General features: G+C 66.3%; 24 protein-coding genes. 17 read left to right on the top strand and 7 right to left on the bottom strand.

Going from position 1 to position 26,375, the window contains the following annotated elements; translation table 11 throughout:
* The first annotated feature begins 155 nt into the window (after positions 1-155).
* The 11 genes from PMI12_RS12435 (at position 156) to PMI12_RS12485 (ending at position 12,724) form a co-directional block, all read left to right on the top strand.
* On the top strand, positions 156-2,264 hold the full coding sequence (locus PMI12_RS12435; protein WP_007832718.1) for a 3-hydroxyacyl-CoA dehydrogenase NAD-binding domain-containing protein: 2,109 nt from the start codon (positions 156-158) through the stop codon (positions 2,262-2,264).
* Positions 2,265-2,288: 24 nt separating this feature from the next.
* Positions 2,289-3,764: a M20 family peptidase gene (locus PMI12_RS12440; protein ID WP_007832720.1), complete on the top strand. Its 1,476-nt coding sequence runs from the start codon at positions 2,289-2,291 to the stop codon at positions 3,762-3,764.
* Positions 3,765-3,810: 46 nt separating this feature from the next.
* Complete coding sequence (locus PMI12_RS12445; RefSeq protein WP_007832722.1) at positions 3,811-4,986, top strand: acetyl-CoA C-acyltransferase; 1,176 nt, start codon at positions 3,811-3,813, stop codon at positions 4,984-4,986.
* Positions 4,987-5,127: 141 nt separating this feature from the next.
* Positions 5,128-6,981 carry an acyl-CoA dehydrogenase gene (locus PMI12_RS12450; RefSeq protein WP_007832724.1) on the top strand — a complete coding sequence of 618 codons (1,854 nt, stop codon included), beginning with the start codon at positions 5,128-5,130 and terminating at the stop codon, positions 6,979-6,981.
* A complete protein-coding gene (locus PMI12_RS12455) occupies positions 6,981-7,247 on the top strand; it encodes a hypothetical protein (protein WP_007832726.1) in 267 nt (88 codons plus the stop codon). Before PMI12_RS12450 ends, PMI12_RS12455 begins: the two co-directional genes overlap by 1 nt.
* Before the next feature lie 11 nt (positions 7,248-7,258).
* Positions 7,259-7,561 (top strand): Dabb family protein, encoded by a 303-nt coding sequence (locus PMI12_RS12460; protein WP_007832728.1) that lies wholly within the window; start codon positions 7,259-7,261, stop codon positions 7,559-7,561.
* A gap of 135 nt (positions 7,562-7,696) precedes the next feature.
* Positions 7,697-8,494 (top strand): SDR family oxidoreductase, encoded by a 798-nt coding sequence (locus PMI12_RS12465; protein ID WP_007832730.1) that lies wholly within the window; start codon positions 7,697-7,699, stop codon positions 8,492-8,494.
* Position 8,495: 1 nt separating this feature from the next.
* Positions 8,496-8,963: a PaaI family thioesterase gene (locus tag PMI12_RS12470; protein WP_007832732.1), complete on the top strand. Its 468-nt coding sequence runs from the start codon at positions 8,496-8,498 to the stop codon at positions 8,961-8,963.
* A gap of 28 nt (positions 8,964-8,991) precedes the next feature.
* Positions 8,992-10,008: an NADP-dependent oxidoreductase gene (locus PMI12_RS12475; RefSeq protein WP_007832734.1), complete on the top strand. Its 1,017-nt coding sequence runs from the start codon at positions 8,992-8,994 to the stop codon at positions 10,006-10,008.
* A 106-nt stretch (positions 10,009-10,114) separates the two neighbouring features.
* Positions 10,115-11,755: an isovaleryl-CoA dehydrogenase gene (locus PMI12_RS12480; RefSeq protein ID WP_007832736.1), complete on the top strand. Its 1,641-nt coding sequence runs from the start codon at positions 10,115-10,117 to the stop codon at positions 11,753-11,755.
* Positions 11,756-11,785: 30 nt separating this feature from the next.
* A complete protein-coding gene (locus PMI12_RS12485) occupies positions 11,786-12,724 on the top strand; it encodes a glutathione S-transferase family protein (RefSeq protein WP_007832737.1) in 939 nt (312 codons plus the stop codon).
* 30 nt (positions 12,725-12,754) lie between these two features.
* On the opposite strand, the gene PMI12_RS12490 is transcribed toward PMI12_RS12485, so the two are convergent.
* Together PMI12_RS12490 and PMI12_RS12495 are read right to left on the bottom strand one after the other, a co-directional pair.
* Positions 12,755-13,219 carry an OmpA family protein gene (locus PMI12_RS12490; RefSeq protein ID WP_007832738.1) on the bottom strand — a complete coding sequence of 155 codons (465 nt, stop codon included), beginning with the start codon at positions 13,217-13,219 and terminating at the stop codon, positions 12,755-12,757.
* Positions 13,216-14,226, bottom strand: a complete 1,011-nt coding sequence (locus PMI12_RS12495; protein WP_007832739.1) for a M35 family metallo-endopeptidase — start codon at positions 14,224-14,226, stop codon at positions 13,216-13,218. Before PMI12_RS12495 ends, PMI12_RS12490 begins: the two co-directional genes overlap by 4 nt.
* A 220-nt stretch (positions 14,227-14,446) precedes the next feature.
* Between PMI12_RS12495 and PMI12_RS12500 the strand changes: the two genes are divergently transcribed.
* The 3 genes from PMI12_RS12500 to PMI12_RS12510 all read left to right on the top strand — a co-directional run bounded on the left by PMI12_RS12500 (position 14,447) and on the right by PMI12_RS12510 (position 16,178).
* The gene (locus tag PMI12_RS12500; RefSeq protein WP_007832740.1) at positions 14,447-15,352 is read left to right on the top strand and encodes an SDR family oxidoreductase; all 906 of its coding nucleotides are present in this window, start codon (positions 14,447-14,449) and stop codon (positions 15,350-15,352) included.
* Between the two features lie 289 nt (positions 15,353-15,641).
* A complete protein-coding gene (locus tag PMI12_RS12505) occupies positions 15,642-15,887 on the top strand; it encodes a hypothetical protein (protein ID WP_007832741.1) in 246 nt (81 codons plus the stop codon).
* 75 nt (positions 15,888-15,962) lie between these two features.
* A complete protein-coding gene (locus PMI12_RS12510; protein WP_007832742.1) occupies positions 15,963-16,178 on the top strand; it encodes a hypothetical protein in 216 nt (71 codons plus the stop codon).
* 3 nt (positions 16,179-16,181) lie between these two features.
* Here the strand turns inward: PMI12_RS12510 and PMI12_RS12515 are convergent, their stop codons facing one another.
* The 3 genes from PMI12_RS12515 to PMI12_RS12525 form a co-directional block, all read right to left on the bottom strand.
* The gene (locus tag PMI12_RS12515; protein ID WP_007832743.1) at positions 16,182-16,901 is read right to left on the bottom strand and encodes a hypothetical protein; all 720 of its coding nucleotides are present in this window, start codon (positions 16,899-16,901) and stop codon (positions 16,182-16,184) included.
* Complete coding sequence (locus PMI12_RS12520; RefSeq protein WP_007832744.1) at positions 16,898-18,475, bottom strand: serine hydrolase domain-containing protein; 1,578 nt, start codon at positions 18,473-18,475, stop codon at positions 16,898-16,900. Before PMI12_RS12520 ends, PMI12_RS12515 begins: the two co-directional genes overlap by 4 nt.
* A gap of 80 nt (positions 18,476-18,555) precedes the next feature.
* The gene (locus tag PMI12_RS12525) at positions 18,556-19,497 is read right to left on the bottom strand and encodes a LysR substrate-binding domain-containing protein (protein WP_007832745.1); all 942 of its coding nucleotides are present in this window, start codon (positions 19,495-19,497) and stop codon (positions 18,556-18,558) included.
* 108 nt (positions 19,498-19,605) lie between these two features.
* On the opposite strand from PMI12_RS12525, the gene PMI12_RS12530 reads away from it, so the two are divergent.
* Complete coding sequence (locus PMI12_RS12530; protein WP_007832746.1) at positions 19,606-20,334, top strand: FMN-dependent NADH-azoreductase; 729 nt, start codon at positions 19,606-19,608, stop codon at positions 20,332-20,334.
* 139 nt (positions 20,335-20,473) lie between these two features.
* Positions 20,474-23,251 (top strand): sensor domain-containing diguanylate cyclase, encoded by a 2,778-nt coding sequence (locus tag PMI12_RS12535; protein WP_007832747.1) that lies wholly within the window; start codon positions 20,474-20,476, stop codon positions 23,249-23,251.
* Positions 23,252-23,277: 26 nt separating this feature from the next.
* Here the strand turns inward: PMI12_RS12535 and PMI12_RS12540 are convergent, their stop codons facing one another.
* Positions 23,278-24,468, bottom strand: a complete 1,191-nt coding sequence (locus tag PMI12_RS12540) for an MFS transporter (RefSeq protein WP_007832748.1) — start codon at positions 24,466-24,468, stop codon at positions 23,278-23,280.
* A gap of 91 nt (positions 24,469-24,559) precedes the next feature.
* Between PMI12_RS12540 and PMI12_RS12545 the strand changes: the two genes are divergently transcribed.
* Entirely contained in the window at positions 24,560-25,522 is a 963-nt protein-coding gene (locus PMI12_RS12545) for a LysR substrate-binding domain-containing protein (RefSeq protein WP_007832749.1), read from the top strand.
* Here the strand turns inward: PMI12_RS12545 and PMI12_RS12550 are convergent.
* A complete protein-coding gene (locus PMI12_RS12550) occupies positions 25,471-26,241 on the bottom strand; it encodes a fumarylacetoacetate hydrolase family protein (RefSeq protein WP_007832750.1) in 771 nt (256 codons plus the stop codon). The genes PMI12_RS12545 and PMI12_RS12550 overlap by 52 nt on opposite strands.
* Between the last annotated feature and the right edge of the window lie 134 nt (positions 26,242-26,375).

The raw sequence follows: 26,375 nt of genomic DNA on the forward strand, positions 1-26,375 counted from the left end.
TCCGCGGTGTTTCCCGAAAGCCCGCCCTCCTCATGGAAGGCCTTGTCTCTACAGCGACTGCGTGCCATTGTTTGGCCTCGCGAAACGCCTAGAATCCCCCGAAAAAGAACACTCGTGCTTTTTCTTCTTTTTCTTCTCACACCAAGGAACGCAGCATGACGGCTGAATACAAAGTGCTCGGCGATATCGCCGTGATCACACTGACCAACCCTCCGGTCAACGGTCTCGGCTTCTCGACGCGCATCGGCATCACCGATGGCCTGTCGAAGGCCAACGCCGACGACGCCGTCAAGGCCATCGTCATCACCGGCGCCGGCAAGGCGTTCTCGGGCGGCGCGGACATCAAGGAGTTCGGCACGCCCAAGGCGCTGCAGGAGCCCAACCTGCTGAGCGTGATCCTCGCGCTCGAGGCCTCGGCCAAGCCCATCGTCGCGGCCATCCACTCGGTGTGCATGGGCGGCGGCCTCGAACTGGCCTTGGGTTGCCACTATCGTGTGGCCGCACCGGGCACCAGCATCGCGCTGCCCGAAGTCAAGCTCGGCCTGATTCCCGGCGCCGGCGGCACGCAGCGCCTGCCGCGCGTGCTCGGCGTGGAAACCGCACTGAACATGATCGTCAGCGGCGAACCCGTGAAAAGCGAATTGCTCGCGAGCCTGCCCGGCCAGAAGCTGTTCGACAAGCTGGCCGACTCGCCCGAGTCTGTGTTCGACGAAGCCGTGGCCTTCGCCAGGAGCGTGGCCGGCAAGACCGGCGCCGACGCGCTGCCGCTGGTGCGCAACCTGCCGTGCAAGCACCCGCAGGGCGACGCCTACTTCCAGTTCGCCAAGAACATGGTCGGCGGCATGTCGAAGAACTACCCGGCGCCGCTGCAATGCGTGGACGCCGTGCAGGCCGCCACCAAGATGAAGTTCGACGCGGGCATGGCCGAAGAGCGACGCATCTTCACCTCGCTGATGTTCACGCCCGAATCGCTGGCCCTGCGCCACCTGTTCATGGCCGAACGCGCCGCGAGCAAGATCCCCGACGTGCCCGAAGACACACCGAAGCGCGAGATCAAGGCCGTCGGCGTCATCGGCGCCGGCACCATGGGCGGCGGCATCTCGATGAACTTCCTGAACGCGGGCATTCCCGTGAAGATCCTCGAAATGAAGCAGGAGGCGCTCGACCGCGGCGTCGCCACCATCAAGAAGAACTACGAAGCCCAGGTCAAGAAGGGCAAGCTCAAGCAGGACAAGTACGAGCAGCGCATGGCGCTGCTGAGCACCACGCTGAGTTATGACGACCTGAAGGACGCCGACCTCATCATCGAGGCCGTGTTCGAGGAAATCGGCGTGAAGGAAAAGGTCTTCAAGGAACTGGACCGCGTCGCCAAGAAGGGCGCGATCCTGGCCTCGAACACCTCCACGCTCGACGTCGACAAGATCGCCTCGTTCACCGAGCGTCCACAGGACGTGGTCGGCATGCACTTCTTCAGCCCGGCCAACGTGATGAAGCTGCTCGAAGTGGTGCGTGGCAAGGCCACCGCCAAGGATGTGCTCGCCACGGTCATGGCCATCGGCAAGAAGATCAAGAAGACCTCGGTGGTCTCCGGCGTGTGCGATGGCTTCATCGGCAACCGCATGATCGAGCAGTACAGCCGCCAGGCCGGCTTCCTGCTGGACGAAGGTGCCACGCCGCAGCAGGTCGACAAGGCCGTCGAGAAGTTCGGCTTTGCCATGGGTCCGTTTCGCATGGGCGACCTGGCCGGCAACGACATCGGCTGGGCGATCCGCAAGCGCCGTGCCGTCGAACGCGCCGACATGAAGTACAGCCGCACGGCCGACAAGCTCTGCGAACTGGGCCGCTTCGGCCAGAAGACCGGGGCAGGGTGGTACGACTACCAAGCCGGCAAGCGCGACGCGATTCCGTCGGAGCTCGTCAACAAGATGATCGAAGACCACCGCAAGGAACTGGGCATCACGCCGCGCAAGATTTCCGATGAAGAGATCGTGCAGCGCCTGGTGTTCGCCCTGGTCAACGAAGGCGCGCACATCCTCGAAGACGGCATTGCCTCGAAGTCGGGCGACATCGACATGGTGTACCTCACGGGCTACGGCTTCCCGATCTGGCGCGGCGGCCCGATGCACTATGCATCGCAGGTCGGCCTCTACAACGTGGCCGAGACGATGAAGCGCTTCGCGAAGAACCCGCGCGACGACGGCGAGTTCTGGCAGCCCGCGCCGCTGATCCAGAAGCTCGTGGCCGAAGGCAAGCAGTTCAGCTGAGACTGAACAGGGTCAAGACCGCTCATGTTGAAACGCATCTTCCTCGGGCTGCTGCTGGCAATCGCCTTGCTGGTGGCTGCCGTGGCGGTCAAGACCTGGACCACGCCGTCGCAGCAGCTGGCGGTGGCGCCCGCGCCCAAGCTGAACATCGATCTGCAGGCGGCCGCCAAGCGGCTGTCCACGGCGATCACCTTCCGCACGGTGTCGAGCCTGGACGACCCGGCTGCCAACGCGGCCGAGTTCGACAAGCTGCACGCGTTCCTCGAACAGCAGTTCCCCAAGGTGCATGCCACTCTCAAGAAGGAAGTGATCGGCAACAAGGCGCTGCTCTACACCTGGACCGGCACCGACCCGAGCGCCAAGCCCATCGCGCTGATGGCGCACCAGGACATGGTGCCCATCGCGCCGGGCACCGAGAAGGCGTGGACGACCGACCCCTTCGCCGGCGAGATCAAGGACGGCTTCGTTTGGGGCCGCGGCACGCTCGACGACAAGAGCAACCTGTTCGCGCAGATGGAAGCCGTCGAGCTGCTCATCGGCGCCGGCTTCAAGCCCAGGCAGACCGTCTACCTCGTGATGGGCGACGACGAAGAAGTGAGCGGCCTGCGCGGCGCGCTGCCCATTGCCGAACTGCTCAAGTCGCGCAACGTGCGCCTGGAGTGGGTGCTCGACGAAGGTCTGCTGGTGCTCGACGGCGTGCTGCCGGGCCTGAGCAAGCCCGCAGCGCTCATCGGCCTGGCGGAGAAGGGCTACGGCACCTTCTTCCTCTCGCTCGACACGGCCCCCGGCCACTCGTCGATGCCGCCGCAGCACAGCGCGATCGGCAGCATGAGCGCGGCGCTCGCGCGGCTCGAAGCCAATCCGATGCCCGGCGGCATCCGCGGCGTGGCCGGCCAGATGTTCGGTGCGCTGGCGCCCGAAATGAGCGGTGTCAACCGCGTGATGCTGTCCAACCTGTGGCTCACCGAGCCGCTGGTGCGCGGCCAGCTCGAGAAGAGCCCGAGCAGCAACGCCATGCTGCGCACCACCACCGCACTGACCATCGTGCGCGCGGGCAACAAGGACAATGTGCTGCCCGGCCGCGCCGAGGCCGCCGTCAACTTCCGCGTGCTGCCGGGCGACACCTTGGCCGGCACCGAGGCGCACCTGCGCAAGGCGCTGGGCAACGACGACATCAAGATCAAGGCTTACCCGGGCAATTCCGAGCCGTCGCCGGTGTCGCCGACCGACAGCACCGGCTACCGCGCGATCCAGCAAGCCGTGCGCCAGAGCTTTCCCGATGCGGTGGTGGCACCCGGCCTCATGACCGCTGCCACCGACTCGCGCCACTTCAGCCTCGTGAGCGACGCCGTCTTCCGCTTCTCGCCGTTGCGCGTGAAGAGCGAAGACCTGGCCCGCTTCCACGGCAACAACGAACGCCTGACCATCTCGAACTACGGCGAGATGATCGGCTTCTATCACCAGCTCCTGAGCAATACCAACGCTGCTCCGGCGCAATGACGACAGCTCTCTCTTTTTCCTTCCATCTGCTTCAAAGGACCTCACCATGACCAGCGCCGTCATCGTTTCCACCGCCCGCACGCCGCTCGCGAAGAGCTGGAAGGGTGCCTTCAACATGACGCACGGCGCCACGCTCGGCGGCCATGCGGTGCAGCACGCCGTGCAGCGCGCCGGCATCGACCCCGCCTCGGTGGACGACGTCATCATGGGCTGTGCCACGCCCGAAGGCGCGACCGGCTCCAACATCGCGCGCCAGATCGCGCTGCGCGCCGGCCTGCCGATCACCACCTCGGGCATGACCATCAACCGCTTCTGCTCCTCGGGCCTGCAGACCATCGCCACCGCCGCCCAGCGCATCATCGCGGGCGAGGGCGACGTGTACGTGGCCGGCGGCGTCGAGAGCATCTCGTGCGTGCAAAACGAAGCCAACAAGCACATGCTGGCCGACCCGTGGCTCGTGAAGCACAAGCCCGAGATCTACTGGAACATGCTGCAGACGGCCGAGCAGGTCGCCAAGCGCTACAACATCGGTCGCGACGCCATGGACGAATACGGCGCCGCCAGCCAGCAGAAGGCCACCGCCGCGCTGGAAGCCGGCCGCTTCAAGGACGAGATCGCCCCCATCACCGTGCTGGCCGGCGTGGCCGACCCCGTGATGGGCCTGCGCACCAAGGAAGTCACCGTCGAGAACGACGAAGGCATCCGCCCGGGCACCACCAAGGAAGGCATCAGCGGCATCCGCCCGGCCATGCCCGGCGGCCTGATCTCGGCCGGCAACGCCAGCCAGTTCTCCGACGGCGGCGGCGCCTGCGTGGTGGTCGACGAAAAGTACGCGCAGCAGAAGGGCCTGAAGCCGCTCGGCCGCTTCCTCGGCTTTGCCGTGGCTGGCTGCGAGCCCGACGAAATGGGCATCGGCCCCGTCTTCGCGATCCCGAAGGTGCTCAAGCGCCTGGGCCTCACGGTCAACGACATCGACCTGTGGGAGTTGAACGAAGCCTTCGCCGTGCAGGTGATCTATTGCCGCGACAAGCTCGGCATTCCGGCCGACCGCCTGAACGTGGACGGCGGCGCCATCGCCGTGGGCCACCCCTACGGCGTGAGCGGCCAGCGCCTGACGGGCCACGCGCTCATCGAGGGCAAGCGCCGTGGAGCCAAGAAGGTCGTGGTCACGATGTGCATCGGCGGCGGCATGGGTGCCGCGGGCGTGTTCGAAATCATCTGACTCTCCCCCAGCCTGCGGCGCACTGCGTGTCGCCTTCGCCAACCCCCTTCCGGGGGCAACACCGGCGGCCCGGCGAAGCCGGTTCCGCGGTGTTCCTGAGAAGGGACGCCGCGGCCTCATGACATCCACCGAAATCCGACCATGAGCCTGCGTCCCACCCTCGACTTCCTGCTCTACGACTGGCTCGATGCCGAGTCGCTCAACCAGCGCGAACGCTTTGCCGACCACTCGCGCGAAACATTCGACGCGGTGCTTGACACCTGCGAGCGCATCGCGCGCGAGAAGTACGCGCCGTTCAACCGCACGGTGGACACGCAGGAGCCGCATTTCGACGGCGAGAAGGTCATCCTGCCGCAGGCCACGCACGACGCGCACAAGGCCTTCGTCGAGTCGGGAATGATGAGTGCGGCGCAGGACTACGACATCGGCGGCATGCAACTGCCCTACACGATGCAGGCGGCGGCCAACAGCTTCTTCGCGATGGCCTCGGTGAGCATCGGCTCCAACATGCTCACGAGCGGCAACGCCAACCTGCTGATGGTGCACGGCACCGAGAGGCAGAAAGAGGTGTTCGCGAAGAATGAATTTTCCGGACGCTGGGCCGGCACCATGTGCCTGTCGGAACCGCAGGCGGGTTCGTCGCTGAGCGACGTGGCGACGCGCGCCGTGCCCGACGGTGACGACTTTCAGCAAGACCCGCTGGGCCCGCGCTACCGGCTCACGGGCAACAAGATGTGGATCTCGTCGGGCGACCACGAGCTGACCGAGAACATCGTGCACATCGTGCTGGCCAAGATCCCGGACGAGAACGGCAAGCTGGTGCCCGGCACGCGCGGCATCTCGCTGTTCATCGTGCCCAAGCGCATGGTTGACACGCAGGGCGCACTCACGGGCGAGCGCAACGACGTGGCGCTCGCGGGCCTTAACCACAAGCTGGGCTGGCGCGGCACCACCAACACGCTGCTGAACTTCGGCGAGGGCAAGTACCCGGTCGGCGGCAAGGCGGGCGCGCTGGGCTACCTCGTCGGCGAGCCTGGCAAGGGCCTGCACTGCATGTTCCACATGATGAACGAGGCGCGAATCGGCGTCGGCACGGCGGCCACCATGCTGGGCATGGCGGGCTACCACGCCTCGCTCGAATACGCCAGGAGCCGGCCGCAGGGACGGCTGGTGAAGAAGCCGAACGCCGCCGGCGCCGCGGTCGCCAAGGACTCGGCCGCGCCGCAGGTGCGCATCATCGAGCACGCCGACGTGCGCCGCATGCTGCTCGCCCAGAAGGCGTACTGCGAAGGCGCGCTGGCGCTGGAGCTGTACTGCGCCCGGCTGGTCGACGAGCAGAAGACCGGCGACGCACAGGCTGCCGACGACGCCCGCCTGCTGCTTGAAGTGCTCACGCCCATCGCCAAGAGCTGGCCCAGCGAGTGGTGCCTGGAGGCTAATTCGCTGGCCATCCAGGTGCACGGCGGCTACGGCTATACGCGCGACTTTCCGGTGGAGCAGTACTGGCGCGACAACCGCCTGAACATGATCCACGAGGGCACCCACGGCATCCAGGCAGCCGACCTGCTGGGCCGCAAGGTACTGATGGAGAAGGGCCGCGGCCTGCAACTGCTGGCCGCGCGCATGACCGACACCATCGGCCGAGCGGCCAGGGGGCCGGCGCTGGCGGCGCACGCCGAGGCGCTGGGCGCCGCGTTGCAGCGTATCGGCAGCGCCACCGAGGCCGCCTGGTCCACCGGCGACCCGGCCGAAGCGCTGGCCAACGCCGTGCCTTACATGCAGGCCTTCGGCCACACGGTACTGGCCTGGATCTGGCTCGACGTGGCCCTGAAGGCCCTGCAGATCGACGCGGAAAAGGCGAGGGCGGTAACAGCTGGCAAGATCGGCGCCACGGACTACTTCTTCCACTACGAGCTGCCGAAAATCGGCGCATGGCTCAACGTGGTCGAAACCCGCGACCCGACCTGTACCGCTTTGCCCGAGGACGCCTTTTGATGGCCACTACCAATTCGCCGAACGCCAACCCCAGCAACAACACCCCCTCCGTCAAGCCTCCCAAGCCGCACGCGCGGCTCGAGAAGTGGATCTGGATCCTGATCTACGGCGGCCTGTTCGTCGTGATCCTGGGCATCGCCACCGGCCGCACCGACGCCGCGCTGGGCTGGTCCATCGCCGTGCCCGGCGGCGTCGTGGCGCTGATCGGCTTCGCGCTGATCTACGTGCGCTCGCGCCTGCCCAACGACAACCCCACCAGCAAGTAACGAGGCCCACCATGCTCAAGCACATCGTGATGTGGAAGTTCAAGGAGCACGCCGAGGGCACCGACAAGGCGACCAACCTGTTGAAAGCCAAGGCCTTGCTCGACGCCTGCGCCAAGCTGTCGCCCGGCACGCTGCGCTTCGAGGTGGCCATTGCCCAGCCCGGGCTCGAAGCCACCTACGACCTGATCCTGTACTCGGAGTTCACCGACGCGGCCGCACTCGCGGCCTATGCGGATCACCCGCAGCACGTGGCGTTGAAGCCCTTCATCGGCGCGGTCCGCGAGGCCCGCCAATGCATGGACTACATGGCATGACTCACCCCCAGGCTGCGCGCACTTCGTGTCGCTTCGCCAACCCCCTTGCAGGGGACAACGCCTGCGGCCCGGCGAAGCCGGTTCCGCGGCATTTCCCGACCTGAACAATTCAGCCCCTGATTGGAGACATCTCTCATGACCGCACGCACCGTCCAGCAACTCTTCGACCTCACCGGCAAGACCGCCCTCATCACCGGTGGTTCGCGCGGCCTGGGCCTGCAGATGGCCCATGCGCTGGGCGAAGCCGGCGCGAAGATCATGCTGAGCTCGCGCAAGGCCGACGACCTGGAGCAGGCCGCCGCTGAGCTGCAGGCCGCAGGCATCGACGCGCGCTGGATTGCCGCAGACTGCTCGAAGGAAGAAGACACCCGCCGCCTGGCCGACGAGACGCTGCAGCGTATGGGCGCGGTCGACATCCTCATCAACAATGCGGGCGCCAGCTGGGGCGCGCCAGCCGAGAGCCACCCGGTCGAGGCCTGGGACAAGGTGATGAACCTCAACGTGCGCGGCTACTTCATCCTGTCGCAGCAGATCGCCAACGGCTACATGATCCCGAAGAAGACCGGCCGCATCATCAACATTGCCTCGATCGCCGGGTTGAACGGCAACCCTCCCGAGATGCAGACGCTGGCCTACAACACCTCGAAGACCGCGGTGATCGGCTTCACGCGCACGCTGGCTGCCGAATGGGGCAGGTACAACATCACCGTGAACGCGATCTGCCCGGGCTTCTTCATGACGAAGATGGCCGCCGGCCTCATCAAGTCGCTGGGCGAAGAGAAGATGGCCGCGCAGGCGCCGCTCGGCCGCCTGGGCGACGACGAAGACCTGAAGGGCCTGACGCTGCTTTACGCGAGCGATGCCGGCAAGCACATCACCGGCCAATGGCTGGCGGTCGACGGCGGCGTGAGCGTCGTGCTGGGTGCTGCCTGACATGTCTTCTTCTTCCGATTCCAGCGACATCAACATCCGCTCGTACACGAGCCAGATCCCGTTCGCGCGCCACCTGGGCTTTTCTCTGACGAAGTTCGAGGGCGGCGAGTCCGAGATCTGCTACACCGCCAAGCCCGAGCATCTGAACACCTTCGACGTGACGCACGGCGGCGCCTGCATGACGCTGCTCGACATCACCATGGCGGCGGCAGCGCGCAGCGTGGCGCCCGAGACCGGCGTGGTCACCATCGAGATGAAGACCAGCTTCATGCAGCCTTCGGTCGGTCCGCTGCATGCGCGCGGCACGCTCATTCACCGGACGGCGACGCTGGCTTTCACGGAGGCCAAAATCTACGACGAACAGGAGCGCGTTTGCGCCCACGCCACCGGCACCTTCAAGTATGTGAAGCGCCGGCTGCCGACCGGCCCGTCGAGCGTCAACGAGATGCGACCGCCATCGACCGACTGACACGACCATATTCCCGGAGATTTCTTTCATGCCTACAAACAAACAGATCCACCTCGACAACCGCCCCGACGGCGAAGCCGTGGCGGGCAACTTCAAGCTCGTGACAGCCGAGACCCCCGCGCTCGCGGACAACCAGGTGCTTGTGCGGCACCACTACATGAGCCTCGACCCGTACATGCGCGGGCGCATGAACGACTCGAAGAGCTACGCGCAGCCGCAGCCGCTGGGCCAGACCATGCAGGGCGGCACCGCCGGCGAAGTGGTCGAGAGCAAGCACCCCAGGTATGCCGTGGGCGACAAGGTGGTCGGCTTCGGCGGCTGGCAGGAATACAGCGTGGTCGATGCCTCGCAGCCCGGCGCGCTGAAGAAGGTCGACACCACGCACGTGCCGCTGTCGCACTACCTCGGCGCGGTCGGCATGCCCGGCGTTACCGCCTGGTACGGCCTGGTGAAGATCATTGCGCCCAAGGCCGGTGAAACGGTGGTCATCACCGCCGCCAGCGGCGCGGTCGGCAGCGCCTTCGGTGCGCTGGCCAAGGCGCGCGGCTGCCGCGTGGTCGGCATTGCCGGCGGCCCCGACAAGTGCAAGTACGTGACCGACGAACTCGGCTTCGACGCCTGCATCGACTACCGTGTGCACCCCGACGTGAAGACCATGAGCGCCGCGCTCAAGGAAGCCTGCCCCAACGGCATCGACGGCTACTTCGAGAACGTCGGCGGCTACATCTTCGACGCCGTGCTGCTGCGCGCCAACGCCTTCGCCCGCGTGGCGCTGTGCGGAATGATCGCGGGCTACGACGGCCAGCCGCTGCCGCTCGCAAACCCGGCGCTGATCCTCATCAACCGCATGAAGATCGAAGGCTTCATCGTCAGCGAGCACATGGAAGTGTGGCCCGAGGCGCTGACGGAGCTGGGCACGCTGGTGGGCACCGGCAAGCTCAAGCCGCGCGAGTCGATCGCGCAGGGCATCGAAGCCGCGCCTGAAGCCTTCCTGGGCCTGCTCAAGGGCCGGAACTTCGGCAAGCAACTGGTCAAGCTGATCTGATTGCCCCCGATGAACTGAACGCGCGGGAAAGGAGGCCGGTCATGCGCGCCGCGCCGGGCCGCCCCAAGCAAGCGCGCACCGCAGTGCGAAGCACGGAGGTATTCGAATGAATTCGACGCACGAGGTGTTCAACCAGCCCACGCCGCTGGTGGACTACAACCTCTTCGACACCAACCGGCCCCTGCGCGACGCGCTGAAGTTCAATGCGCCCGCGCTGCAGACCACGCAGCTGCACGAACTGGGCGCTGCCCTCGGCACAGCCGGCATGCAGGCGCATGCACGGCTCGCCAACATCCATATGCCGGAGCTGCACACGCACGACCGCTTCGGACGGCGTATCGACGAAGTGGAGTTCCACCCGAGCTACCACGCACTGATGACCGCCGCGGTGGGTGCAGGGCTGCACGGCACGCCGTGGACCGGCACCTCGGCCTCGCCGCACGTGCTGCGCGCGGCGGGCTTCATGCTCTTCACCGAGCTGGAGCCGTCGATTCTTTGCCCCGTCTCCATGACCTATGCGGCCACGCCCGCGCTGCGCAGCAACGCAGGCGTGTACGCCGACTGGGGACCGAAGCTCGGCAGCCTCTGGTACGACCCGGCGTTGAAGGTCTTCAAGGACAAGCCCGGCGTGACCATGGGCATGGGCATGACCGAGAAGCAGGGCGGCTCCGACGTGCGGGCCAACACCACCCGGGCCGTGCGCGACGGCAGCGATGCCTGGGGTGAGCGCTATGCGATCACCGGACACAAGTGGTTCTTCTCGGCGCCGATGTGCGACGCCTTCCTGGTGCTGGCGCAGGCGCCGTCCGGGCTCAGCTGCTTCTTCCTGCCGCGCGTGTTGCCCGACGGCACGCGCAACGGCATCCAGATCCAGCGCCTGAAGGACAAGCTTGGCAACAAGGCCAATGCGAGTTCCGAAGTCGAGTTCCAGGGCGCAAGCGCATGGCTCGTGGGCGAGGAGGGCCGCGGCATTCCGCAGATCCTCGAGATGGGCACGATGACGCGGCTCGACTGCGCGCTGGGCACCAGCGGCCTCATGCGCCAGTCGCTGGGCATCGCGCTCAACCACGCGGCGCAGCGCAACGCCTTCGGCAAGCCGCTGATCGAGCAACCCTTGATGAAGAACGTGCTGGCCGACCTCGCACTCGAAAGCGAAGCCGCCACCGCGCTTGCCATCCGCCTTGCCAGGGCCTTCGACCAACAGGCCGACGAGCATGAGCGCCTGATTGCCCGCCTGCTCACGCCTGTCGCCAAGTTCTGGATCTGCAAGCGCGGCAGCCATTTCGCGCAGGAAGCCATGGAGTGCCTCGGCGGCAACGGCTACGTGGAAGAGGGCGGCGAAGGCATCATGGCCCGCATCTACCGCGAGATGCCGCTCAACTCCATCTGGGAAGGCGCTGGCAACATCATGGCGCTCGACCTGCTGCGTGGCCTGCGCAAGGGCGACGCGGTCGCCGCGTTGGCGAAAGAGCTGGCACCCGCGCGCGGCCAGCACGCCGCGCTCGACAGGCTCGCCGAGGCGCTGCCGGCACGCATCGAGGCCATGGCCTCCGAAGCCGAGGCCCGCCGCCTCGCGCAGGACGTGGCGCTGGCCGTGCAGGGCGCGCTGCTCGCGCAGACCGCGCCCCCCGCCGTCGTCGGCGCCTTCTGTGCCTCGCGCCTTGGCGGAGACTGGGGCAACGTCTTCGGTACGCTGGCCGCGGGCACCGATTTCGATTCGATCATCCAGCGCGCGCAACCTCGCTGAACACACAACGACAGCCCCACAGGAAACACCATGGCCGACCTGATCCTCCACCACTACCTGACCTCGCCGTTCTCGGAGAAGGTGCGCATGATCCTCGGCGCCAAGAAGCTGCCGTGGAAATCGGTCTTCATCCCGCCGATCATGCCCAAGCCCGATGTGGAGGTGCTCACCGGCGGCTACCGCAAGACGCCGTTCCTGCAGATCGGCGCCGACATGTATTGCGACAGCGCGCTCATCGCCGACGTGCTGGAGCATCTGCAACCCGAACCCACGCTGTACCCGGAGCCCGAAAAAGGCATGTCGCGCATCCTCGCGCAGTGGGCCGACACCACGCTGTTCTGGTCCGCCATGGCCTGGAGCCTGCAGCCCAAGGGCGCCGCCGAGGTGTTCGCCAAGGCCCCGCCCGAAGCCGCGAAGGCCTTCGGCGAAGACCGCGGCAAGATGAGCGCAGGCAACATGACCCGCCTGCGCCCGGCCGATGCCGCCAGCGCCTACAAGTCGTACCTGCGCCGCCTGTCGGACATGCTCGACGAGAAGCCCTACCTGCTGGGCGAGGTGTCAAGCATCGCCGACTTCTCGGCCTATCACCCGCTCTGGTACACGCGCCGCATCGAGTCGGTGCGCACCATCCTCGACTTGACGCCTGCGGTGATCGACTGGATGGACCGCATGGCCGCCATTGGCCACGGCGCGCCCGAGAAGTTCACGAGCGACGACGCCATTGCCGTCGCCAAGGCTGCGACGCCGCACACGCTGCTGACCGACAGCACCTTCCAGGACGACCATGGCATTCCGCTCGGCAGCGCCGTCACCGTCCGCGCCGAGAGCTTCGGGTTGGAAGAAACACCGGGCACGCTTGTGGCGGCCACGCGCACGCACTACACGCTGGAGCGCAGCCACGAGCGCGTGGGCACGGTGCACGTGCACTTCCCGCGCATCGGGTATGTGCTGAAGAAGGCTGATGCCTAGAGGCGTTCGCTGTGGCTGGCGACGCCATGCCTAACGCTTGAATCCCGGGATCGGGACAGGAGAGCAGTCGGGCAGCTTCAGCGCCTCGTAGTCGGGGTGAAACTGGACTACGACAAAGTCGTTGCCTGCTTCCCTCGACATCCTGTTGTCTTCATAAATATTCGAAGTGGTTTCCAGCTTGATCTCGTTCAGCTGGAACTGCCTGTATGCCTGGGTCACCTTTCGGGCTCGCTGTTCTGCCAGTCGGGCCGCTTCACCGGGCGTCCTGCCCGGAGTCTTGACGGTGGCACCTCCATCGATAGAAACCTCGAGGTATCTGGTGAAGGTCGAGTTCGCTCGGTCAACGAAATTCGCCAGCTTCGCGATCTGAGCCGGCTCAAGGTCGGCGGAGCCCTCGGCGAAAGTAAGCCTTGTCACCATGACGGGCTTGCAGGCCATGGCGCTTGAGCTCGTCAGCACGGCGGCGACGAGCAAAGGCCTGAAGATGTATTTCATATGGATGCCTTCGCCACAACACCAAGAATGTAGCCGGCGATGCTGTCGGCATTGACGCGGGACCTGGGGTCTTCAGCGTGATCCCTCGCGTTTTTCGTGCCGTACCAGGTATCGAATGAGCTGAAGGTGTCGTTGAAGTGCGTGACTTCGTGAATCAACGTCAGGAGCTTCGAATCTCCGTCACGGATGATGCTCGTGCCGTAGATGAGCATGTTCTCCGGGAAGTCGCAGAAGTCAAGCCCGATGGCAATGGTATGAGTCGCGATGTCCGGCTTGCAGACCGCGGCGATCGTTCTGACCGTGTCGCTCAGGAAAACGCAGCCGAGGTTCCTCTGATTTGCCTCCGAGTACCGTATGAAGTTCTGGCACCCCAGCCCTTCGAGCACGCGCTTGCAAGCGATCAGCCCCTTCTGAAGGTGCTCGCGCATGGATTGATCGGCCACACCGAACCATTCCTCGACTCGCGTTTGCGCCGCCTTGTCCCACCGATCAAGTTCTGGAAGGCGCTTCTTCTCGATGAACTCGATGGACTGGTCGCGCAGCCTGAGTGCCATTTGGCAGAACTCCTTGTTGGTCATGGCGGGGCAGATCTTTTCGGCCGGCTCTGCCTCCGGCGCATGGGTCACGCCCGCGTCGACTGCCTTCTTGAATGCGGCCAATTCCTCCTTGGTTGGGGTCGGCACGACCATTGCAGCTTCGGAGCCAACGGCATGCCATGCCCCGTCGTCATATGTCGCCGTTTGTTGCCGCATGGAAAGTATGGGCTGCGGCACGGGGCAGTGGCAGACCACCACATCGCCTTCCAGCGCTGCCTCCGACATGAATTTGGGACGTCGCGGCCCTCCGGCTTTCATGATGATGCCCACGCTGTTGCAGCCCTCGCAGTAGGCCCTGCCGCCGATCAGGGCGACCCGATGTCCATGCAGATCGAGCATCGATCCTTCATAAGGCAGAACCATGCCGCCGGGTGCCGGCGGATCGCCGACCACCAAAATCTTTCGCTCCATTCGCTACGCTCCCTGTTTGTGGATGGCGCAACGTTGTACGCGGGCGTGGCTATTGCCACTGTTGTCTATCGTCAACTGGCTGCTTCTATGTCACGCAGGAGCGAGTTTTCGGTTTGGACCCGCCACAAACCGCTCGCGGCGCGCGTCACACGAAGGACAGCCAACCACTGTGCAAAGCGTTCCAATAGCCGATGCAGAGTCAACCAAAGGAAAGCACCCAATGATTCAGGACTTCAAGGGCAAGACCGCCGTTCTCACCGGCGCGGGCTCGGGCTTCGGCCTGGAGTGCGCGCGCATCGGCGCCGCCCGCGGCATGAACCTCGTGCTGGTCGACGTGCAGCAGGATGCGCTCGACAAGGCCCAGGCAGAAATGGAAGCCGCTGGCGCGCAGGTGCTGGCGCGCAAGGTCGACGTGTCGAACGCGGCACAGATGGAAGCGCTGGCCGCGGCCGTGAAGGAACGCTTCGGCGCGCCGCACTTCGTGTTCAACAACGCGGGCGTGGGCGCTGGCGGCCTGGTGTGGGAGAACACCGTGGCCGACTGGGAATGGGTGCTGGGCGTGGACCTGTGGGGCGTGATCCACGGCGTGCGCCTGTTCACGCCGATGATGCTCGAAGCGGCGGCCAAAGACCCGAGCTATCGCGGCCACATCACCAACACCGCGAGCATGGCCGGCCTGCTGACGCCGCCCAACATGGGCATCTACAACGCGGCCAAGGCCGCGGTCGTGAGCCTCACGGAGACGATGTACCAGGACTTGAACCTCGTTACCGACCAGATCGGGGCGAGTCTGCTGTGCCCGTACTTCGTGCCCACCGGCATTACCAGCAGCGAGCGCAACCGGCCCAATGCACCGAAGGACAGCGAACTCACCAAGAGCCAGCTCATCGGCCAGGCCATGAGCAACAAGGCGGTGAGCAGCGGCAAGATCACGGCGGCCGAAGTGGCGGCCAAGGTGTTCGACGCCATCAGCGCCAACCAGTTCTACGTGTTCAGCCATCCGAAGGCGCTGGGCAACGTGAAAAGCCGCATGGAGAACATCGTCTCCATCACGAATCCGGCCGACCCGTTCCTGGAACGCCCGGAGATCGGGCAGAAGCTGCGTGATCAGCTTCGCTCGGCCTGACCTCGAGCTTCTTTTTCAAGAAGCCTGCAACTCGCCGCGCTTCGACGCGGACGAGCCGGGTTTTGACATATGTCAAATATTGCTCAGGCACTCGAGCTTTCTGCCTGCACCGGCTCTTCATGCGCCATGTTTGCGAACTACTCCCTTAGCCAGGGCGCATATTTTTCATAGCCTCTCCCGGTAACTTTCTTGGTGAAGTTCAGGGGCAGTTGCAAGCGGATCCGAAGGGTCTTGACCCAAGGTCAACCTGAGCCGATCCGCCGCGACATCTTGCAAGAGGAGGCAATTCATGCGCACCCCGTTCCTGTCCGACATCAGCCCGGACGAACCTTTGGCGACCCAGCTCAGGCCGGCATACATGGCCTGGTTGTCGGTGCTCCTGTGCATCCTGGCGGCCGTTGCCTTCGTGGTCGGGGCCATTCGGGTTCCCAACATCGTTGCGGCATCGATGCTCATGACCGCGGCCATCGTGTCGCTGGGAGCCGGCCTGATTCTTGGGTTGAGCATGTGGGTCTTTCCGGACCTCCCGCGCTAAATGGCTTTGCAAGAACCCACAGCACCCGTGGCGAGCAAGTCCGCAGCGTCGATCCTTCGCATTCGGGACTGGCGCATGACGCTGGTGGCCGCCCTGATCGGCCTGCTGATCGTGATGGCCATGCTCATGAAGTGGGTCGTCGAATTCCAGGTCGAGGCCGCGCAGGAGCGGCGCTTGAGCGAATCCGTTGCCCGCGAGGCGGCAGCGCGCTGTCACGAAAAGGCACCGCCCCAGGCGGTCAGCGCGTGCCTGAAGGAACTGGCGGCCGGGGCAGCTCCAGTCAGCCGCTGACGGTCAATCGGCACTGCGCCACTGACCGGTACTCGGGCACACGGCGGCCCGCTCGCCGTTCAGCCGGACCTGCTCTTCCTCCAGTTGTGACGAGGTCGAGGGGTCGACGTCGAAAGTGATCTGAAGAGCGTGCGCGACATGGGTGTCTTCGATCGGAAGCTCCCAGGTCAGGAACATTTGCGTGCAATCCTGGCCGGACGCGAAGTCGGCCACATCGAAGCCGCTGCTGCCGCGTCGAATGACACCATGAGGCTGGCCGGTATCGAATATCACGGCAGTACCCCGGACGAGGGGGATTCGATGACCTGCAAAGGGGAAGTGCAAGTCCAGCCCCTTCTCCTCGCTCACGAAAAGATTGCAGAAGGCCGCGCCGCCGTATTGCGCACCGTCATGGTGGTACCTCGCGCCGCGGCAAGCCATGAGGGCGACGTCGCTCGAGGCAAGCACCTCGGGCAGCCCGAGCGTGCGCGTCCAGTCGGATACCGCCTGCACGCAGAGCCGGTAGTCCGGCCAGCGTGCACGCGCCCGGGCCAAGGGCAGCGCCTCGACGTCGCCGGGTTCCAGCAACAGCTGCGAAGAAATCTCTCTTTCCCAATCCGCAAGCAGGCGTGCAGGGGGCGCGGGCACGTCGAGCGTTTTCGCCAGCACGATATCGCTCACGCTTCGGCTGCGGATGGCGTCACCGCTGCAGAAATGGGAAACGAGGAGGTCTCTCTTGCTCACGACGAACTGGGCACGGCTTGCATCAAGAGCGACAGCGCCTTTCGCAGGCTCGTGGCCGATGCCCGCTCTCCCTTGTCATGGCCCAGACGCACCACCACCAGGTCGTGCGAAGGAACGATCAGCACCGTCTGCCCACCCGCGCCCAGCATGTAGTACGCCGTGGTCGGCACCGGCCACGTGCTCGTGCCGTTCAACCAGAAGAACCCGCCGTAGATCGGGCGCTTGTCGGCCGCCCAGGCCGGTGCAAGGGTGCTCACGAACTTGACGAAACCTTCGGGCAGGATGCGCTCGCCATTCCAGACGCCGTCCTGCAGATACAGGTTGGCCAGGCGCGCCCAATCGCGTGCCGACATGAAGTCATAGCCCTGCGCGAGGAAGTTGCCATACGGATCGGTCTCCAGGGTCATCGTGCGGATGCCGATCTTGTCGAACAGGTTTCTCTGCGGGAACGACAGGTACTCCTCGCCGCGCTTCTCGACGGCAAGGCGGATCAGGTAGTTCGCCAGCACCGGGTCGGTATTGCGATAGCGCCCGACGGTGTTGGGCGGCCACTGCTGCGGGCGGGTGGCCGCGTAGTTGAACGAGTTGATGCGGCCGGTGTAGAGGTAGGTGTGGTCGGGGTAGGTGCCGTTGGGGTCGAAGTCCGGGTCATCGGGCGCCTTGATGCGCAGCCCGCTCGACATGTGCAGGATGTCCGCAATCCGGATCTCCTGGCGCTTGTCGCCGGTGGCCTGCCACTCGGGAATCGGCGCGCGCTGGTCGAGCCGGTATTCGCCCTGCTTCATCAGCACGCCCAGCATCGTCGCGGTCACGCTCTTGCCCATCGACCACGATTCGAGCGGCGTGGTCGCCGTGACGCCGCTCCTGTAGCGCTCGCCGACGATGCGTCCCTTGTGCGTGACGACGAAGGCTGCGGTGTAGGCCTCCGGCAGCTCGAAGGCCGCGTCGACTGCCTGGCCCACCTTTGCTGTGTCGATGCCGGGCGCGGGACCGGCGGGCGTCACGTCGCCCATGGGCCACGGCTGGGTCGAGGGATCGGGCAGGGCGCTCTTGACGGCCACCGGCGTGAAGAACACGCCGTCGTTGCCGGCTGGCAGCGTGATGCAGCCCTGCGAACCGTAGTAGCGCGCCACCAGCGTCGGCCCATTGGGCATGGCGATGCGGACTTCCTTCTTGTCGCGGTCGACCACCGGCCTGCCGACCTTCTTGCGCTGGTCGTAGGGCCCTGTGAAGTAGCCCACGCTCTCGACGGCGAAATCGGGATCGAGTCCGGTGATGAATGCGGCGGAGCACATCGTCTTGGCGTAGCCCGAGGTGTTGTGCTCCAGCGGGTCGCCGGGTGGCGGCACGTAGGGCGTGTCGAGTTCGAAGGTTCTCGCGCGAGCGATGAGGGCCTCGCGTGCCGGCAGCTCGGGAACGCCGGTGACCGGTGTCGCTCCTCCAGAACCCGTACCCAGGCCTATGCCGATGCCTGCGCCTCCGCCTCCCCCGCCGCCTCCTCCGCATGAAGCCAAAGCCATTACAAGAAGCGCGCCTGTCGCGATGGCAAGAGGGATGCGGGCAAACCTCGTCATGACTTCTCCTCACTTTGTTGTTGGAACGCGAGTCTCCGCGAGAACTGCGACAGCCTGCAAGTTCTGCGTCCAGCTTGTCCTCAGCCTCGCGATTGCGGCTCCGGTGCGGCCTGCGACGCAATCCATTCCCACACCGCCCGCACGGCCGGCTCGCTCTCGCTGCCGCGCGCGACCGCCAGAAAGTAGCTGCCGGTGTCGAGCGCAGGCCCGAAGGGCTGCACCAGCGCACCGCTGCGCAGCTCTTCGGCCGACAGCGTGAGGCTCAGCAGCGCAACGCCATGTCCTGCAAGCGCGGCCAGCGTCGCGTGCGTCTCGTCGGAGAACGACAGGCCCGAAGCCTTCATCGCGCGCCCCCTCGGCGGCGTGATGCCGGCTTCGCGAAACCAGCGCGTCCACACGGCAGGTGCGAGCGCCTGCGGCTGCCAGTCGCAGTGGATCAGCCGGTGCTTCGGCAGGTCTGAGGCGCGTTTCAGGCCCAGCATCGGGCTGCACAAAGGCGCATAGCGCTCGGGCATCAGCTCGCGCGACACCAGCCCCGGCCAGTTGCCGTGGCCCGAGCGAACAGCGATGTCGGCGTCGCCGCGCGCCAGGTCGACCAAGGTGTCGCTCGCATGCAGCCGCAGCTCGACTCCCGGGCAGGCCCTGCGGAACGCCTCCATGCGCGGCAGCACCCAGCGCGCGGCGAATGCGGTGTTGGTGGTGAGGGTGACGGCCTGCGACGCGGCGGGGCGGCGCAGCTTGTCGACGCCGGCTTCGAGCATGTCGAAGCCCATGCGCAGGTCGGCGAACAGCCGCTGGCCCGCTGGCGTCAGCGCGAGCTGCCGCGTGAGCCGGCGGAACAGCGGCTGGCCCAGCGTGTCTTCGAGCGCACGCACCTGGTGGCTGATGGCCGACGGCGTAACCGACAGTTCGAGCGCCGCGCGCTGAAAGCTCAGGTGCGCGGCCGCAGCCTCGAAGGCGCGCAGCGACAGCAGGGGAGGCAGCCGCCGGAGAGGGCGGATGGATGAGCCAATCTCGTTCATGCGTGGAGAAATCGTCGTTTGTGATGAGCGGCTCGTGAACCTAGATTCAAGGCCTGCGCACCATTCTGGCCGCACAGGACGAAAGATACCAATTCATCCATCAAGACCATGACCATGAATCTCCTCCACATCGACGCCAGCGCCCGGCCGGGCCGTTCCGGCACCGACCTCCACGGCTCGCACACGCGCCGCCTCTCGGCGCGTTTCGTCGAGCGCTGGCGCAAGGCGCGGCCCGCCGATCGCATCGACTACCTCGACGTGGGCCGGCAGCCACCCGCGCACGTCGACGACCGCTGGATCCACGCGGCCTTCACGCCGCCGGCCGCGCGCGAGCCATGGATGGCCGAGGCGCTCGCCGAGAGCGATCGGCTCGTCGACCAGCTCATTGCCGCTGACGTGGTCGTGATCGGCCTGCCGATGTACAACTTCAGCGTGCCCGCGCAGTTCAAGGCCTGGATCGACAACATCGTGCGCGTCGGGCGCACCTTCGGCTTCGACCGTTCGCGCGGCGCGGTGCCGTACTGGCCGCTGCTGGCGGACGCGGGCAAGCGCGTGGTGCTGCTGGGCGCGCGCGGCGACCATGGCTACGACGCGGGCGGCCGCGTCGCGCACCTCAACCACACCGAGAGCAGCGTGCGTTCGGCGCTCGGCTACATCGGCATCACCGAAGTGTTCGAGGCGGCGGTGGAGTCCGACGAATTCGGCGGCGAGCAGCTTGCGAATTCGATGCGGCGCGCGGAGCAGCGCGCGGACAGCCTCGTCGATGCGCTGATCGCCCCGCGTGCGCGCTCGGGGGCTGCAGATATTCGCCGGGTAGACCCGTCTTTGTCCGAATGAAAGTAAGGCAAAGGTGATCATTTTTCCGGGGACATAGAGCTGTTCGTCGCGCCCTGCATCCAAGCCCTTTGCCGGTGCGTGGATCGCACCGATACTGTCCGGAAATTCCCTCCGGCAACGTACCGGTCCGAACAGTTCAATGACTCAAACAGGTTTCTCGAAATTCCGGTTCGGTTTGCACACACGCCTGAGCCTCGGCGTGATGGCGGTGGTCCTGACGGCCACCTTCGCGATTGCCACCTTCGCTCTGCACTTCGTGAAGAGCAACATGCGAGCCTCGATCGAGGCCGAGCAGCTCGCCCGCGTGGCCGCCATCGCCGACTCCATCGACCAGAAATTCGGCAGCCGGCTGATCCTGCTGCAGACCTTCGGCGACAGCGTGGAAGCGCAGGACTTCCAGGACACCGTGCAGCTGCAGGCCTTCCTCGAAAGGCACGCCTCGCTGCGTCAGGCCTTCGACAACGTCGCCTTCCTCGACATGGACGGCAACCTCGTGGCCAACCTCAACGGTGCGAACCGCATCGGTACCGTGAACGTGAAGGATCGGCCCTATTTCCAGCGAACGGTTGCGTCCCGGGCCGGTCTCGTATCTGAGCCTTACCGCAACCGGCTCAACGGGCTGGCACAGGTGGCCATCACCGCGCCGGTGCTCGACAACGCGGGGCAGGTGAGGTTCGTGATCTCAGGTGCCATCAACCTGAAGGACCGCAACATCCTGGGTGCGCTCGCCGACATCAAGTTCGGCAAGACCGGCTATCTGTTCGTGACGACCGCGGATGGCATCGTGGTCGACCATCCGGACGCCTCGCGCATCCTGAATCACATCCAGGCGAATGGCGGCGGCGACCCCGAGGTCCTTCGCGCGCTGGCCGGCTTCCAGGGCTCGAGCGAGGGCGTCAACGAAGCCGGCGTGCGCGGCCTCTATGCCTTCGACCGTGCCGAGCAGGCGAACTGGATCGTCGGCGCCATGTACCCGCGCAGCGAAGCCTTCGCGGGCATTAACGCCATCGAACGCGGTGCGTGGTTCGGGGCGCTGGCGTTGGCGCTGACCGCGGGCGCGCTGGCCCTCGCGGTGGTGCGCCGGCAGCTGAAGCCGCTGTCCGAACTGCACCAGCACATGCAATCCACCCGGGAGGCGGCTACCGGGACCGCGGCGGCGCGCACCTACGCCTTCGACGAGATCGGCGATCTCTCGCGCACCTTCAACGAACTGATGGCGCAGCGGCGAGCCATCGAGCTCAGCCTGGCGCACAGCGAGGCTCAGGTACGCATCATTGCCGACAACATCCCGGCGATGGTGTCGCACGTCGATGCGTCGATGCGCTACACCTTCGTCAATGCGCACGTGCGGGCCCTGCACAAGGACAAGACGCTGGTGGGCCGCCTGATGCCGGAAGTGCGCGGCCCCGCGGATTTCGCGATGGTGGAGCCGAGCTTCCGGCGCGCGCTGGCCGGCGAGACCGTGATTCTCGAGAAGTCCGGCGACCCGGCGCTGGGCATTGGCGGTCGCACGTTCAAGGCCCACTACATTCCCGACATCGATGCCGACGGCGTGGTGCGCGGCGTGTTCTCGATGACCTTCGACATCACCGAGGACGTGAACATCCGCCGGGCCCTGACCGAGCAGGAAAAGCGGCTGCGCGACGTGACCGACAACATCCCGGCGCTGGTCGGCTACTTCGACCGCGAGCAGAACTGCCTGTTCGCCAATGTCAGGGCGCGCCAGACGGCGGGCCTGGACCAGAGCGCTTCGCTGAAGGGCACGACCCTGCGTTCGGCTCTCGGCAAGGCGGTGCATGCGCAGCTCAAGCCCTACCTGCCCGTGGTGTTCTCGGGCAAGAAGGTGCGTTTCCCGGTTCGCGCTCCCATGCACGGCAGGGAGGGATACTTCCAGGCCAACCTGATGCCGGACAAGAACCTGCGCGGCGAGGTCGTCGGCTTCTACCTCATGTCCTTCAACATCACGGCGCTGAAGCAGGCGGAACTGCGCCTGGCCGAGAGCGAACTGCGCCTGCGCGCCATCACCGACAACATGCCGGCGCTGATCACCTACATCGACCGGGACGAGAAGATCACCTTCGCCAATGCCACCAGCCGCGAATGGCTCGGGCTCGACCCGGCCCAGGTGCTGGGGCGCCAGGTGCAGGACGTGCTGGGCCGCGAGGTGTACGAGTCGCGCCAGCCGATGCTCGCGCGGGCGCTGGGCGGAGAGCGGGCGGAGTTCGAGGCTCGTATGCAGCGCCAGGGCTTCGACCGCATCACGCAGGTCACCTACGTCCCCGATGTACGCGAAGACGGCATGACGCACGGCATTTTCTCGCTGGCGCACGACATCACGGCACTGAAGGTGGTGGAGCACAAACTCATCGAACTGGCGCGGCTCGACACGCTCACCGGCCTGCCCAATCGGCTGGCGTTCAACGAGTACCTGCCCGGAGCGGTGCTACGCGGGCGGCTCGCGGGCAATGCGATGGCGCTGATGTTCCTCGACATCGACCATTTCAAGGCCATCAACGACACGATGGGCCATGCGGTGGGCGATGCGGTGCTCACCGAATATGCGCGGCGGCTGCTGGGCTGCGTGCGCGGTACCGACATGGTGGCCCGGCTGGCGGGCGACGAGTTCGTGCTCGTGCTCGAAGGCCTGACCGCACCGGACACCGCGGCCACCGTTGCGGCAAAGATCGTGGAGCGCGTCCACACGCCGCCCTTCACGGTGGACGGCCAGCGCATCAAGGTGACGACCAGCGTCGGCATCGCGTTTCACCGTGCTGCCGATTCCTCCGTCACCGCAGAGGAGTTGCTGGCGCGAGCCGATACGGCGCTCTATAACGCCAAGGCGGCGGGGCGCGATCGGTTCGAGTTCTTCATGCCTGTTGAGGGGGCGCGCAGTGATCTGATCACGCGGCAGCACTGAGTTCGGCGGCTGCGACCGCCGGTGAATCAAACTCGCGCCGAAGCGCCGTTCCCCAGTACGTTGCGCGGTTCGCGCCGGTCGAGCGAGCGGCTCCACAGCGCGATCATCAGGCCCACCAGCGTGAGCAGCGCCGCCGCCCAGCCCAGCGCGCGCAATCCCGGCCCGTGGTCGATCACCACGCCGCCGACCCAGGCGCCGAGTGCGTTGCCGAGGTTGAAGGCGGCGATGTTCAGGCTCGACGCGAGGTTCTGGCCTGCGCCCGAGGCCTTCTCTAGCACCCGCAACTGCATCGGCGCGACGGTGGCGAACGAAGCCACGCCGAGCAGGCCGACAAACCCCACCGCCGTGAACGGCGTGTCGATGGTGAACTGCATCGCACCCAGCACGACGGCCAGCGCAGCCAGCGTACCGAGCACGGCGGCCATCGGCGCGCGGTCGGCCAGCTTGCCGCCCAGGATATTGCCGACGGCCAGCCCGCCGCCAAACACAAGCAGGATCGGCGACACGGCCGACTCCGACAGGCCAGTGATCTGCGTGAGCAAGGGCTGGATGTAGGTGAATACCACGAACACGCCGGCAAAGCCGAGCACCGTCATGGCCAGGCCGAGCAGCACCTGCGGGCGCGCCAGCACGGCGAGCTCTTCGCGCAGCGGCGCGGACCCGGCCTTGCCCTTCACGCGCGGCACGAACACCGCGAGCACCGTGAAGGCCAGCACGCCGATCAGCGTCACGGCCCAGAAGGCCGAGCGCCAGCCGAACTGCAGGCCCAGCCACGCGCCGGCCGGCACGCCGAGCAGCGTGGCGGCGGTCAGCCCGGTGAACATGATCGCGATGGCCGAGGCGCGCCGTTCGGGCGCCACCAGGCCAGTGGCCACCACCGAGCCGACGCCGAAGAAGGTGCCGTGCGCCAGCGAGGTGATGACGCGCGCGGCCATCAGCATCTCGTAGTTGGGCGCCACGGCACAGGCGAGATTGCCGAGCGTGAAGATTCCCATGAGCGCGAGCAGCACGGTCTTGCGCGGCAGCTTGCGGGTGGCGATGGTGAGCACCGGCGCGCCGACCGCGACCCCGAGCGCGTAGCCCGAGATCAGCAGGCCGGCGGCCGTGATGGAGACGTGGAGATCCGTCGAGACCTGCATCAGCAGGCCCATGATGACGAACTCGGTGGTACCTATACCGAAGGCACCGGCGGTGAGGGCGATTAGAGCGATTGGCATGATGCCCTGTACTGTGCGGACGAAAGCCACTGATGACTAGAATGCCGCAGGTACACATACTTGTGACTCGAATTCATAGATCGGAGGAGCCATGCCGCGCATCGACGTCAACCGTTCCGGCGAAATGGAAGCCTTCGTGCAGGTGGTCGAGTCTGGCGGGTTCTCGGCGGCGGCGCGCCTGCTGGGCATGACGCCCTCGGCCATGAGCAAGCTCGTGGCGCGGCTCGAATTGCGCCTGGGCATCCAGCTCGTGCACCGTTCCACGCGCAAGCTGCAACTTACGCCCGAAGGCACGGAGTTCTACGAACGCAGCCTGCGCGTGCTGGCCGACATTGACGAGGCCGAGCGCTGCGCGGCGGCCGGTGCGGCGGCGCGCGGGCGCGTGAGCATCAATGCCAGCGTCTCGTTCGGGCACCACAAGCTGGTGCCATTGGTGCCGCGCCTGCTCGAACGGCATCCGCAGATCACACTCGACATTGCGCTGACCGACCGCATCGTCGACCTGATGGATGAGCGCGCGGATATCGCCATCCGCTGGGGCCAACTGCCGTCTTCCGATCTCGTGGCGCGCCGGCTCGGTGGGACCAGCCAGTCCATCGTCGCCGCGCCGGACTACCTCGCGAAGTACGGCACGCCGCGCACGCCGCAGGAGCTGGAGGCCCACAACCGGCTGGGCTGGAGCTACCGGCGCAGTTCGCCCGACTGGCCGCTGCGGGTCGACGGCCGCATGGTGTGGCTGCCCGTGGCCGGTCCGGTGCGCGCGGGCGACGGCGAAACGCTGCGCCGGCTGGCCATCGCAGGGGCTGGCGTGGCGCGGCTGTCGCTGTATCACATCCAGCACGACATCGACGCCGGTCGGCTTGTGCCGTTGCTCGAAGAGTTCAACCCGGGAGAGGTGGAGCCGATCCACGCGGTCTACATCGGCAAGGCCGGCACACTGCCCGCCCGGGTCCGGGCGGTGCTCGACTTTCTGGTGGCGTGCTCGGGGGTGGGCGGCGAGCGCTACACGATCAAGCGGACGGCGCCTATGCCGGCAAACTCCGCCGTCACCTGATCGCCGCGCCGGCAGGGCACGATGCCGACCCACGAGCCGGTGGTGACCACCGTGCCCGCGGGAACGGTCTGGCCGTGTCGGGTCAGGTGGCGCAGCCAGATCGGCAGCAGCCATGCGGGGTCGGCCAGCGGATGCGTGCCTTCGCGCACCACGGTCTCTGCGCCGCCGACCTTCGTTTCGCAGCGCTGCGAGGCCCAGTCGACGGCGGCGTAGGGCGTCCATTCGCCGAGCACGAGTGCGCCGTGCACCTGCGAATCGGCAAGGCGCAGCAGGGCGGGTGTTGCGGCGAGGTCTTGCCAGCGGGAGTCGACGATTTCGACCGACACGGTCATGGCGTCGATGAGCGAGGCGGTGTTGTCGTGATCGAGCTGCGCGGCCTGTGCCGGCGCAACGTCCTGTCCGAGCCGCAAGGCGATCTCGGCCTCGATGCCGGGCGCGTGGAACACGAGGTCGCTGAAGTTCGCCGGGCTCCGGCGCACACCGGCAGGAGGCAGTGGCGCATGTGTGAGCGTCGCGCCGCGCGAACCGCCGCCCGACTTCCACGTGCCGGGCACGGGCTGAGCGTCGAACCAGCCGAGCGCGGCCGCGACGGCGTCCTGCACTTCATAGGCCTGGATATCGGTTTCGAGCGCGTCGGTCCAGGGCGTGGCATCGAGGGTGCGGTTGCCGCGGCGCGCGGCCACGAGTGCGTCGGTGAGGGCGGTCTGGGAGGGGGTCATGTTCTGGATCTTCTCAGTTTCTGCTGGCGCGTTGTTCGGGGTGCGTGCACAGGGCACCGGGTACTCCCCTGCGCGAATGTCCCCCGGGCTGCGGCCTCCTCCTTTATTTCGCTGCGCAAGGCACCCCATCATCG

Source organism: Variovorax sp. CF313, from assembly GCF_000282635.1.
In the GTDB taxonomy this organism is placed as follows: domain Bacteria; phylum Pseudomonadota; class Gammaproteobacteria; order Burkholderiales; family Burkholderiaceae_C; genus Variovorax.

Excerpts from the sequence above, each read along its gene's own strand:
- PMI12_RS12445 (WP_007832722.1), top strand. The coding sequence starts at position 3,811 with ATGACCAGCGCCGTCATCGTTTCCACCGCCCGCACGCCGCTCGCGAAG.
- PMI12_RS12450 (WP_007832724.1), top strand. The coding sequence starts at position 5,128 with ATGAGCCTGCGTCCCACCCTCGACTTCCTGCTCTACGACTGGCTCGAT.
- PMI12_RS12505 (WP_007832741.1), top strand. The coding sequence starts at position 15,642 with ATGCGCACCCCGTTCCTGTCCGACATCAGCCCGGACGAACCTTTGGCG.
- PMI12_RS12530 (WP_007832746.1), top strand. The coding sequence starts at position 19,606 with ATGACCATGAATCTCCTCCACATCGACGCCAGCGCCCGGCCGGGCCGT.
- PMI12_RS12550 (WP_007832750.1), bottom strand. The coding sequence starts at position 26,241 with ATGACCCCCTCCCAGACCGCCCTCACCGACGCACTCGTGGCCGCGCGC.
- PMI12_RS12480 (WP_007832736.1), top strand. The coding sequence starts at position 10,115 with ATGAATTCGACGCACGAGGTGTTCAACCAGCCCACGCCGCTGGTGGAC.
- PMI12_RS12455 (WP_007832726.1), top strand. The coding sequence starts at position 6,981 with ATGGCCACTACCAATTCGCCGAACGCCAACCCCAGCAACAACACCCCC.
- PMI12_RS12525 (WP_007832745.1), bottom strand. The coding sequence starts at position 19,497 with ATGAACGAGATTGGCTCATCCATCCGCCCTCTCCGGCGGCTGCCTCCC.
- PMI12_RS12540 (WP_007832748.1), bottom strand. The coding sequence starts at position 24,468 with ATGCCAATCGCTCTAATCGCCCTCACCGCCGGTGCCTTCGGTATAGGT.
- PMI12_RS12440 (WP_007832720.1), top strand. The coding sequence starts at position 2,289 with ATGTTGAAACGCATCTTCCTCGGGCTGCTGCTGGCAATCGCCTTGCTG.
- PMI12_RS12535 (WP_007832747.1), top strand. The coding sequence starts at position 20,474 with ATGACTCAAACAGGTTTCTCGAAATTCCGGTTCGGTTTGCACACACGC.
- PMI12_RS12490 (WP_007832738.1), bottom strand. The coding sequence starts at position 13,219 with ATGAAATACATCTTCAGGCCTTTGCTCGTCGCCGCCGTGCTGACGAGC.
- PMI12_RS12500 (WP_007832740.1), top strand. The coding sequence starts at position 14,447 with ATGATTCAGGACTTCAAGGGCAAGACCGCCGTTCTCACCGGCGCGGGC.
- PMI12_RS12485 (WP_007832737.1), top strand. The coding sequence starts at position 11,786 with ATGGCCGACCTGATCCTCCACCACTACCTGACCTCGCCGTTCTCGGAG.
- PMI12_RS12470 (WP_007832732.1), top strand. The coding sequence starts at position 8,496 with ATGTCTTCTTCTTCCGATTCCAGCGACATCAACATCCGCTCGTACACG.
- PMI12_RS12520 (WP_007832744.1), bottom strand. The coding sequence starts at position 18,475 with ATGACGAGGTTTGCCCGCATCCCTCTTGCCATCGCGACAGGCGCGCTT.
- PMI12_RS12510 (WP_007832742.1), top strand. The coding sequence starts at position 15,963 with ATGACGCTGGTGGCCGCCCTGATCGGCCTGCTGATCGTGATGGCCATG.
- PMI12_RS12495 (WP_007832739.1), bottom strand. The coding sequence starts at position 14,226 with ATGGAGCGAAAGATTTTGGTGGTCGGCGATCCGCCGGCACCCGGCGGC.
- PMI12_RS12545 (WP_007832749.1), top strand. The coding sequence starts at position 24,560 with ATGCCGCGCATCGACGTCAACCGTTCCGGCGAAATGGAAGCCTTCGTG.
- PMI12_RS12435 (WP_007832718.1), top strand. The coding sequence starts at position 156 with ATGACGGCTGAATACAAAGTGCTCGGCGATATCGCCGTGATCACACTG.
- PMI12_RS12475 (WP_007832734.1), top strand. The coding sequence starts at position 8,992 with ATGCCTACAAACAAACAGATCCACCTCGACAACCGCCCCGACGGCGAA.
- PMI12_RS12465 (WP_007832730.1), top strand. The coding sequence starts at position 7,697 with ATGACCGCACGCACCGTCCAGCAACTCTTCGACCTCACCGGCAAGACC.
- PMI12_RS12460 (WP_007832728.1), top strand. The coding sequence starts at position 7,259 with ATGCTCAAGCACATCGTGATGTGGAAGTTCAAGGAGCACGCCGAGGGC.